Source organism: Serratia sp. 14-2641 (assembly GCF_001692375.1).
Lineage (GTDB): Bacteria > Pseudomonadota > Gammaproteobacteria > Enterobacterales > Enterobacteriaceae > Chania > Chania fonticola_C.
Window position 1 is genome coordinate 1 of the sequence record NZ_LXKR01000060.1, and the last position, 9,471, is coordinate 9,471.

The window sequence follows — 9,471 nt, forward strand, 5'->3', positions numbered from 1 at the left end:
ACCGAAGGTTTTGGTGCCTATGTTGCCTTTATTCCTGAAAAACAAATCGGCATAGTGATGTTAGCAAACAAAAACTATCCCAATCAGGAACGTATAAAAACCAGCTACGCTATTCTAGAAGCGCTACAGTAAGATAAAAAGCCCGTGACAACCTTGCCACGGGCTTATAATAACTAGTCAACATGCTTCGATCAACTTCTGGCGTTTTATTGGGATATCGTAAAACACATTGTAACGTGAGCGCATACAATGATTTTGGGTGTACGTTAATTCCCCCCTAGGATAAAGTGGTAATACTTTCATAAAAAGGAAAGTCCATGTCAGACAGAGACATTAATGAGTTGCGCAGACGCTTGTCCATTCAGGAAGCGGTCATTGAACATCTAGTGGTACGTTCAGAACTCTCTCTTTATTTACTCTCGACTGTTCTCCCCTCCAGTACATTGCCTGCTGACGCAATAAGGTGCAAAATTGAACAGTTCACCCTCGAGTCACCTGCGATAAATAAAGCCGTGCTTGAGATGGAGAAGCATAAGATCATCAAAAGTCTGTAGGAATATATGTGTACACCATGTATATCAAAACGCCATCTTTGATGCTAATCTCAGTGAGAAGGTTTCCTACCATCAGCAAAAAAAGATATACACTCTCAGATCCTGGCCCTCTTTAGGGCCTTTTTTGTTCTTCCCCCCCCCCCACCCCAAACCCGGCCGACAGTACCACTGTCGAAGATTTCAACGGTAGACTAGGACAAAAGTGTCTAAAATCATCAAGGTGCAACTGGTCAGAAACCTGAACCACTACAAAACAAAAACCCCCATACCTATCGAATGGTTAATGACAAAATCCTAATTTTTGAGCAGAGTTATGAGTTATCTACTAATGTAACAGAGATGATTATTGACTCTATCTTCCTAAACGCATCTGAAGAATAGATATGCCTTAAAAGAGGCTATAGCCTCCTTCAACGTTAAATGAGAGTAGATCATTACAATCTAGAACCCATCACAGAGGAAATGTTATAAGTAGTGAAAAAAAAGCCTCACCCACACTCCGAATGCAAAATGAGGCTGCCAAATTGGCCAACACCAGGGAAACACTTTAATAATGTAACGAAACTATATAGTTATACTTATTAGATGCAAATAAAATTTTTATACAAAATGCATTGTAATGATGAAACAATTCAAGTTGACTATGTCTTATCCCTATGCATCAGGAACTGCATGGCAGACATAGTCATTGCATTGATTTTTTTCGTTGTGACGACTTCATTGCCTGCAAAGCACATTTATCTTGGGGTACATGCATATGCATAGGTGCCATGTAGTGTTTGTTATTGATATTAATAATATCGGGGTGTACTAATCAACGGGGAACAGGTCAAAACCAGTCGATGTCTTTTTGAATTCAACACGTAAAATACTCACTTACTTTATATGGCTTTGCCAATAAACCATTGGTAATGCCCGCCAATAATGCATAAATCATATTTACCAATTTGTAGATGGACGACTGTTCTAGCCAAGCCCTAGCATCAGAGTCTCTAAACTAAATCAACCATTTAGATTGCATACAACATAATAAGCTCCGTTTTGAAAATGAAAATCACTACGCTTTCCACCTGTTATGTTCCGGACCAAGGCTCTGAATTATCCTAGTTCCGATCCCAGGAACGAATCGTCAGACCGAGACGTCAAAAAGTACATGGAACTAAAGTCTATGAACTTATCCCCTTATCAGCACAGTTTTTCTCAAAAAACTCGCTAAGAAAAATTTTAGTCTCTTGATGATGATATTTGCTTGATTACTGCCAGCGGTAATATCCCATACTAACATTTATTTTTACGATATAAAATATCGCCACAACATGAATTACTGTTATTGGTTAGCGGATAAGTTCATAGTTAGAAGCCAAAATAAAAAACCTGCGGTTTTCATAAATTAATATATAATTACTCTATGAAAGCAACCAAGTCCGAAAGGGTAACATTGGTCATGTGAGTTAACGAAGATGGCAATCACCTTGGACGCATATCAATCTCTTTTTTCGTCAGATAAATATGCGTAGCAGATGCCAATAAGGAGACATACCATATTTTGTTGAACATATGTTTTCCGAAAAATGCGCCAATTATTTTTTCATTGAAGGCTCTACTCAAAATTTAGGCAGCGATCCCTTCTCTCAATAATCAAAGGATTAGTTTAACCATGAAAAAATCTGCTCTCGTCGCTTCTATTGTTTTGCTAATGGGCGTTTCTTCACTTGCGAATAGTGCTTCCACCGGCACTATCACCTTCAACGGTCTGATCACGGACAACACCTGTAATGTTGATGTTAACGGCCAAGGGTCTGATGCCATCGTGACGCTGCCAACCGTGAGTGCCAACCAATTGGTCAGCTCTGGCAATTCAGCCGGCCGAACCACCTTCTACATGAATGTTTCCGGTTGCCAGATAGGTAATACTTTCTCCCGCGTGGCAGCTTATTTCCAACCAGGTGCAACCGTAGACCTGGCAACTGGACGTCTGCTGAACGTCGGCGGGACAGCATCCCTGGTTGACCTGCAACTACTGGATGTCACAGGTAACAACAGCGTCATCAATGTAGGCAACACCAATCAGATTACCGATATGGCATTCGTTGATGTGGATGGAACCGGCAGCGCAACTCTCCCTTATGCCGTTGAATATTATGCCAATGCCCAAGTTACTCCGGGCACCGTCACCAGCAGTGTCGTTTACAACCTGCAGTACGAATAACCCCTCTGGCTAGTCAATATAATAAGGCCGGAACCTGGATGGGTTTCGGTCTGTTTATGCAGGATAACGACTATGACTATTCGAATTCTCTCTTCCCGCCTTGCCTACTTATGTTGTGTTTTGTTGCTGGCATTGTACTCACTGCAGGCCATAGCCAGCGTGGTGATTGGCGGCACCCGGGTAATTTACCCGGAGAAAGAGCCGGAAGTGACGGTAAAACTCACTAACGTAGGCCAATCCGCCGTGTTGGTACAAAGCTGGCTGGATGATGGCAGCGTGGACAACAAGCCAGACAATATCCAGGTACCATTCTCTCTCACACCACCGGTTAACCGTATTGATGCCAGTAAAAGCCAGACCTTGCGTATCAGCTATACCGGGACAGATCTTCCCAAAGACCGGGAGTCGGTTTTTTGGTTGAACGTGCTGGAAATCCCGCAGTTGAACAAGGCCACCGCCACACCCAATCGTTTGCAGGTTGCTTTCCGCTCGCGTATCAAGCTGTTCTTTCGCCCACAGGCACTGACCGGCGATACGACCGAGGCAGCCAGTGCGCTGGTATTTTCTATGCAGGATAACCATGTGGTAGTGAAAAATCCGAGGGCCTATTACGTCTCGCTTCTGTCAGTCACTATCGGAGGCGGTGCTCAGAAAGCTGGAGTTGCTGGCAAGTTAATACCACCGTTTGGCAGTATATCCCTGCAGTTTAACTATCCAGCCCTGTCACACAGTGGTGCGAACGTCGAATACGAATATATCAATGACTGGGGTGCGACTACCAAGCTGAAATCTACACTCTGAGGCCTGTTGTTCATAGAGTGATATCAAGCTGTCGCGCAAATATCAGCCCTTACTACGTTGAACACTTATGCCGTCTTTTACACTACCACGTCTGACTTTGCTTATTCTAGCCACCTCCGTGTCCGCCTATGCCCAGGTTGAGAACGCCGTGCAAAATAGCGCAGGAGCGACAGACGGCGCAAAATTTGACCCGATATTTCTGAACGAAACTCGGCCGGGCAATATTGACCTTAGCCGTTTTGAACATGGGGCTTCAGTCCTGCCCGGCCGCTATAAGGCCGATATAAGCATCAATGGTGGGCAGCTGGGCAGTGACACGATCCTATTTATCCAGCAGCCGGACCGTTCGGTACAGCCTTGCCTAACCCATGAGCTTCTGGCACGTATTAATTTCAACTATGACAAGCTGCCCGCAAGTTTTAGCAGTACATTGAAATCAGGGGTACAGTGCTTCCCGCTCAAAGCGTTATTGCCACTGGCCCAGGTGGAATTCGACTCAGGCGCACAGCAGCTCAATATCACCGTGCCGCAGGCATACATGAACAGTACTGCGCGCGGCTATATTAGCCCGGAACTGTGGGACTCAGGCGTGAATGCCCTATTATTCGGTTATACGGCCAATGGAAATACCCAGCGTTCACACGGTCAGACAACCAACTCCGCTTTTGGTGGTATCAACAGTGGCCTGAACGTAGGGGCTTGGTATTTTCGGCATAACAGCACCTATAACTGGCAGGAAAAATACGGCGGCCACTATGAATCGCTCAACACATTTGTACAGCGAGATATCCCCACTATCCAGGGGCGATTGATTATTGGTGAAAGCAATACACAGGGGCAAGTGTTCGATACTTTGCCTTACCGTGGGGTCGAACTGGTCAATGACGATCGAATGTTACCGAGTTCTTTACGGGGTTATGCTCCAACGGTGTACGGTATCGCCAGGACCAATGCCAGGGTCACCATTCGTCAGAATAACCGGGTAATTAATGAAGTCAACGTGCCGCCTGGCGCATTTGAAGTCAACGATCTCTATCCAACTGGCTATGGCGGCACGCTGGACGTGACGATCACAGAAGCTGACGGCAGCACCCAGAACTTCTCAGTACCTTTTGCCTCGGTAGCCAACCTATTGCGTCCTGGGACCCATCGCTACAATGTGGTGGCTGGCGAAATCAGAGAGCCAAACCTCAGCAAGGATTATGCCCTGTTTCAGGCGACCTATCAGCGTGGTCTGAACAACCTGATAACCAGCTACGGCGGATTGCAGGCCAGCGAGGATTATTATGCTTTTCAGCTAGGGTCTGCGCTGAGCACCGCCATTGGTGCCTTCTCGGCAGACGTCACCCAAGCTAGCACCCATTTGCGTAGCGATCCCAATGAGCGCATCAGCGGAGAAAGTTACAAGTTGGGGTATAGCAAATTCCTGCCAGAGACTAAAAGCAACTTGAGCATTGCTGCCTATCGTTTCACTTCTGAAGGCTTTATGGATTTCCAGACGGCAGTCCAAGCATTGGATGCCGGAAACAGAAAGCTGCCAGTGGACAACATCCGTCGACCAAAGAACCGCTTCAACGTCACGGTCAGCCAAGGGCTACCGGGCCATTGGGGCCAGGTTTATGTCACAGGGTTTACCCAAAATTACTGGAATTACGACACCTCGGATCTGCAATACCAACTGGGCTACAGCAACAGTTACAACCAGTTGACCTATAATCTGACTGCCAGCCGCAGCCGCAACGGTAGCGGTGATATGGAAAACAACTTCCTGCTCAGCTTGAGTGTACCGCTGGGCCGTATGGAGCGAACCAACGTACCACAGCTGTCCGCCAGCCTTAACCGCAATAGTAACGGGCTGACGGGGCAACAGGTTGGAGTATCCGGTTCAGCGGGTGAGGATTCGCGTTACAGCTACGGCGTAACTGGCACGCACTATAACCAGAGCATTGGCAGCAGCTTGGCGATGAACGGCCAGTTCCGCAGTCCGGTTACCAATATGACAGCAGGTTACAGCACCGGTAAAAACTACCAAAGCACATCGGCGGGCTTGAGCGGTACGTTATTGGCCTATCAAGACGGAGTGGTGGTGACGCCCTATACTGGCGACACTTTCGCCATCGTCGAGGCAAAAGGGGCAGCCGGCGCTCGAGTAGCCAATTATCCCGGTCTGCAGGTAGATCCATGGGGCCATGCGGCGGTGCCGTATCTGAATCCTTATGAGATGAACGAAGTGACTATAGATCCGAAAGGGTTACCGTATGACATAGAGTTGCAGACTACCAGCCAGAAAGTGGCACCTTATGCCGGTGCAGTGGTGAAATTGAAATATGACACCCAGCAGGGTTATCCGTTGCTCATTACCGCAACGTTAGTCAATAACACTCCGCTGCCCTTTGGGGCCAACGTGTTCGACAGCCAGGGCAATAATGTGGGCACCGTGGGGCAAATGGGACAGATTTATGCCCGGGTAGCGAACGAACACGACCAGCTCAGCGTGAAGTGGGGCCGAGGCGGAACGCAGCAGTGCAACCTGTCTTATCTGTTGTCGCCACAGGTCAAAAACCAGCGGTCAGCCTCGCTGATACGCTTTACTTCCGTGTGCCAAGGATAATAGATGTTCCTATCAAGAAACAAAATTGCTGGAATATTAAACAGCGAAAAGGCAACAGTGATGACGAAAAGACAACAAACGGCAACCTTGCTGTTATTGCTGACATTCTGCTACGGCAGTGCCTGGGCACAGGTAACCTGTAACCCTGCACCAGGTATTCCGCGTACCGATACGGTAACGCTGAACCCGCCAACGATTTCGGCCGGGATAGATATGCCTATTGGCACTATTATCTATCAGGGGATATGGGCAGGGGGAACCCCAGGCCCCCAGATAGCTTGTAATACAAACTCCACAACACCTGAAAGTATATATTATAATTTCGGTTTTATTCTCAATAACACTCCACTGCCATTATCCAGTTGGTCGGTTTCTCCTTTCGCAGGTGCCGTATATCAAACTAACATTCCAGGTATAGGCGTTGCACTGTCGAGGGGAGATACCAGTGGGGCTGTAACCCTGGACACGCCATCGTATTCGAATATTAATAGTACGATTACAGTAAATCCTCCCGCGACAAACAGTTACTCAGTATCAAACTCAACCCGTTACTTCTCTTTGGTAAAAATAGGGACATTAATACCCGGATCCTACACACTATCGGCGGCAAGCCTGCCTAGTTTTAGGCTCTTTTTTACCAATGGCAGCAACGGCCTAACCAATGTAATTGGCTTCCCGCTCACCACTAATATTATCCAGTTTCAGGGGCAGTTAAATATATCGACGCAAACCTGTATAACACCGGATGTTAATGTGGACATGGGCACTTACGAAAAAATGGCGTCATTTACGGGGCAAGGCTCGATCACACCTTGGATAGATGCGTCTATTATGCTTTCCGGCTGCCCAACCTTCTATGGTTACTATGACAACAATAATAGTACGTTGCTCTTTGACAACAACACAGGCGGTGGAGGTTCGATCCCCGCGTCTTCCAATAACAACGTTGGCGTACGATTAACACCCTCCACGTCGATTATTGATTCAACCAACGGTATTATGGCGATAGATACTTCCTCACCGAACTCCGCATCAGGCGTAGGCATTCAGCTAGGTTGGGGAAGTCCAAGCAGCAGCCCATCCTTGTTTGATTTTACGACAGAGAAACTGTTACAACTACCGAAAGATGGCAGCCCAGTTATCAGAGTACCCCTGTCGGCACGCTATATTCAAACGGCTCCCATGGTTACACCAGGAAGAGCCGATGGTAAAACGGTATTCCTGATTAATTATTATTAACCGTGAGGCATTTTTATAAGAAAAATATCAGTACAGTAACATTCTGCTTGGCACATATCCCCTCGATTGCAATGGTGGAACGAGTTCTGACCGCCGGGCGGAGTGCAGGATGTACAGTTCTACACACAGGATATCGATTTAATGCGGTATGTGCCGATCTGATACAGACAAAATCGGTCCGGAGCAGGTGGTGTTAAAAAACTCAAAATGCAGGAACAATGTAGCCAACACGTTTCTGACAGGAGGGTAACAGCCCCCCTGTAAGCCTCTCCGTTCAAAAATGGAAAGACGAATATTGATTACCACACGAAACTCAATTTCCTTTTGGCTCCAAGTAAATCGGGTATATAGCGAGATTTAGCCCTATGATTTATCCAGGCCTTCTGAAGATCGATATTTATAGTTGCACAGGAAATGCCTGCGATTTTTTGTGTTGTTTTGTTTGATTCGCCCCCCCCCTGGAGAAGGGGATATATTTAAGGATAAAAATGACTATTACAAAGAAACTCAACCCCAAGTGCTCACTTATCGATCAACTCTAGGTTGTAACTCATCAGACCAAAATTAATCGCTGTAAAAAATTATTATGAGACCAAGTAAATATCATATTTATGTCTATAATTTGTTGCCCTGTGTATTGATAACAATACCCGTTCATAACACATTATTTCATTGACTCGGTGTCAGTAAGGAAAACCATGACGAGCTCATCAACGAATAAATTGTCCCTATGGTCTCTCACCGCACTGGTAGTGGGCTCCATGATAGGGGCCGGTATATTTTCTTTACCGGCCACCTTTGGGCGCGCTACGGGAGGGTTTGGTGCCATTATCGCCTGGTGTATTGCGGGCGGCGGGATGTTAATGCTGGCATTTGTGTTTCAAACGCTGGCGCAACGTAAACCCGATCTCGATTCCGGCGTGTTTATCTATGCCAAAGCCGGATTCGGTGATTATCTGGGATTTGCCTCTGCACTTGGCTTCTGGGCCGGGACCTGTATTGGTAACGTCTCTTACTTTGTGCTGATCAAATCCACCCTGGGGGCCTTCTTCCCGATATTTGGCGACGGCAATACTATTCCCGCGGTGTTGTTTGCCTCGGTCATTCTTTGGGGATTCCACATTCTGGTACTGCGCGGGGTTAAAAGCGCTGCGGCGATCAACACCATTGCCACCATCGCCAAAATCCTGCCGATCCTTATCTTTATCATTGTGCTGATCTTTGCCTTCAAAAGTGACGTGTTTGCACTCAACTTCTGGGGAACACCAGAGACCGCAGCCTCAGCAGCCTCTTTGGCAAGCGTGGGCGATCTCTCTCACCTTAACGACTACGGCTATGTAGGTCATGCCGCTGCCGCTATCGTCCCGACCGCGGAACCCGAATCCCTGTTCAGCCAGGTGCGCAGCACCATGCTGGTAACGGTATTCGTATTCCTGGGGATTGAAGGCGCCAGCGTCTATTCCCGCTATGCCAAAGAACGCAGCCACGTGGGGATTGCCACGGTGTTGGGGTTCATCGGGGTGCTGTGCCTGTTGGTACTGATCACCATGCTGTCTTACGGCGTGCTGCTTCGTCCCGATCTGGCGGCGTTGCGCCAACCTTCGATGGCGGGCGTGTTGGAAGCTATTGTTGGGCGCTGGGGGGCAATCTTCATCAGCGTGGGCCTGATTGTTTCGGTACTGGGCGCTTATCTCTCCTGGTCTTTGCTGGCGGCAGAAGTGCTGTTTTCCGCCGCGAAAAGCAAGAGTATGCCGAAGGTGTTCGTCACCGAAAACAGCAATGCGGTGCCTTCTTCCGCCGTCTGGCTGACCAACATCACCATTCAGGTGTTCTTAATCCTGACGCTGTTTAGTGATTACGCCTTCCAACTGGCGCTGGAACTGACCAGTTCCCTGACGCTGATCCCGTACCTGTTAGTGGGTGCCTATGGGCTGAAGCTGGCCATGACCGGCGAAACTTACGAAACCGATAAACGCGATCATAAAAAGGATCTGATCTTCGCGCTGATCGCCACCTTCTACGCACTGCTGATGCTGTACGCCGGTGGTATGAAGTAT

At 47.6% G+C, this 9,471-nt stretch carries 6 protein-coding genes; all 6 read left to right on the forward strand.

Annotated elements, in window-relative coordinates; genetic code table 11:
* On the forward strand, window positions 1-132 hold a 132-nt coding region (locus A6U95_RS30815), incomplete at its 5' end, for a serine hydrolase (protein ID WP_158006233.1).
* Between the two features lie 2,079 nt (window positions 133-2,211).
* Entirely contained in the window at window positions 2,212-2,763 is a 552-nt protein-coding gene (locus A6U95_RS21055) for a fimbrial protein (RefSeq protein WP_065685879.1), read from the forward strand.
* Window positions 2,764-2,835: 72 nt separating this feature from the next.
* Window positions 2,836-3,564 carry a fimbria/pilus periplasmic chaperone gene (locus tag A6U95_RS21060; protein ID WP_065685880.1) on the forward strand — a complete coding sequence of 243 codons (729 nt, stop codon included), beginning with the start codon at window positions 2,836-2,838 and terminating at the stop codon, window positions 3,562-3,564.
* Window positions 3,565-3,631: 67 nt separating this feature from the next.
* Window positions 3,632-6,175 (forward strand): fimbria/pilus outer membrane usher protein, encoded by a 2,544-nt coding sequence (locus tag A6U95_RS21065; protein WP_065685881.1) that lies wholly within the window; start codon window positions 3,632-3,634, stop codon window positions 6,173-6,175.
* Between the two features lie 3 nt (window positions 6,176-6,178).
* On the forward strand, window positions 6,179-7,414 hold the full coding sequence (locus A6U95_RS30090) for a type 1 fimbrial protein (RefSeq protein ID WP_241810705.1): 1,236 nt from the start codon (window positions 6,179-6,181) through the stop codon (window positions 7,412-7,414).
* A gap of 698 nt (window positions 7,415-8,112) precedes the next feature.
* On the forward strand, window positions 8,113-9,471 hold a 1,359-nt coding region (locus tag A6U95_RS21070), incomplete at its 3' end, for an amino acid permease (RefSeq protein WP_065685882.1).

What these genes read in the sequence shown, in the direction of transcription:
- A6U95_RS21055 (WP_065685879.1), top strand. Translation starts at nt 2,212, where the DNA reads ATGAAAAAATCTGCTCTCGTCGCTTCTATTGTTTTGCTAATGGGCGTT.
- A6U95_RS21060 (WP_065685880.1), top strand. Translation starts at nt 2,836, where the DNA reads ATGACTATTCGAATTCTCTCTTCCCGCCTTGCCTACTTATGTTGTGTT.
- A6U95_RS21065 (WP_065685881.1), top strand. Translation starts at nt 3,632, where the DNA reads ATGCCGTCTTTTACACTACCACGTCTGACTTTGCTTATTCTAGCCACC.
- A6U95_RS30090 (WP_241810705.1), top strand. Translation starts at nt 6,179, where the DNA reads ATGTTCCTATCAAGAAACAAAATTGCTGGAATATTAAACAGCGAAAAG.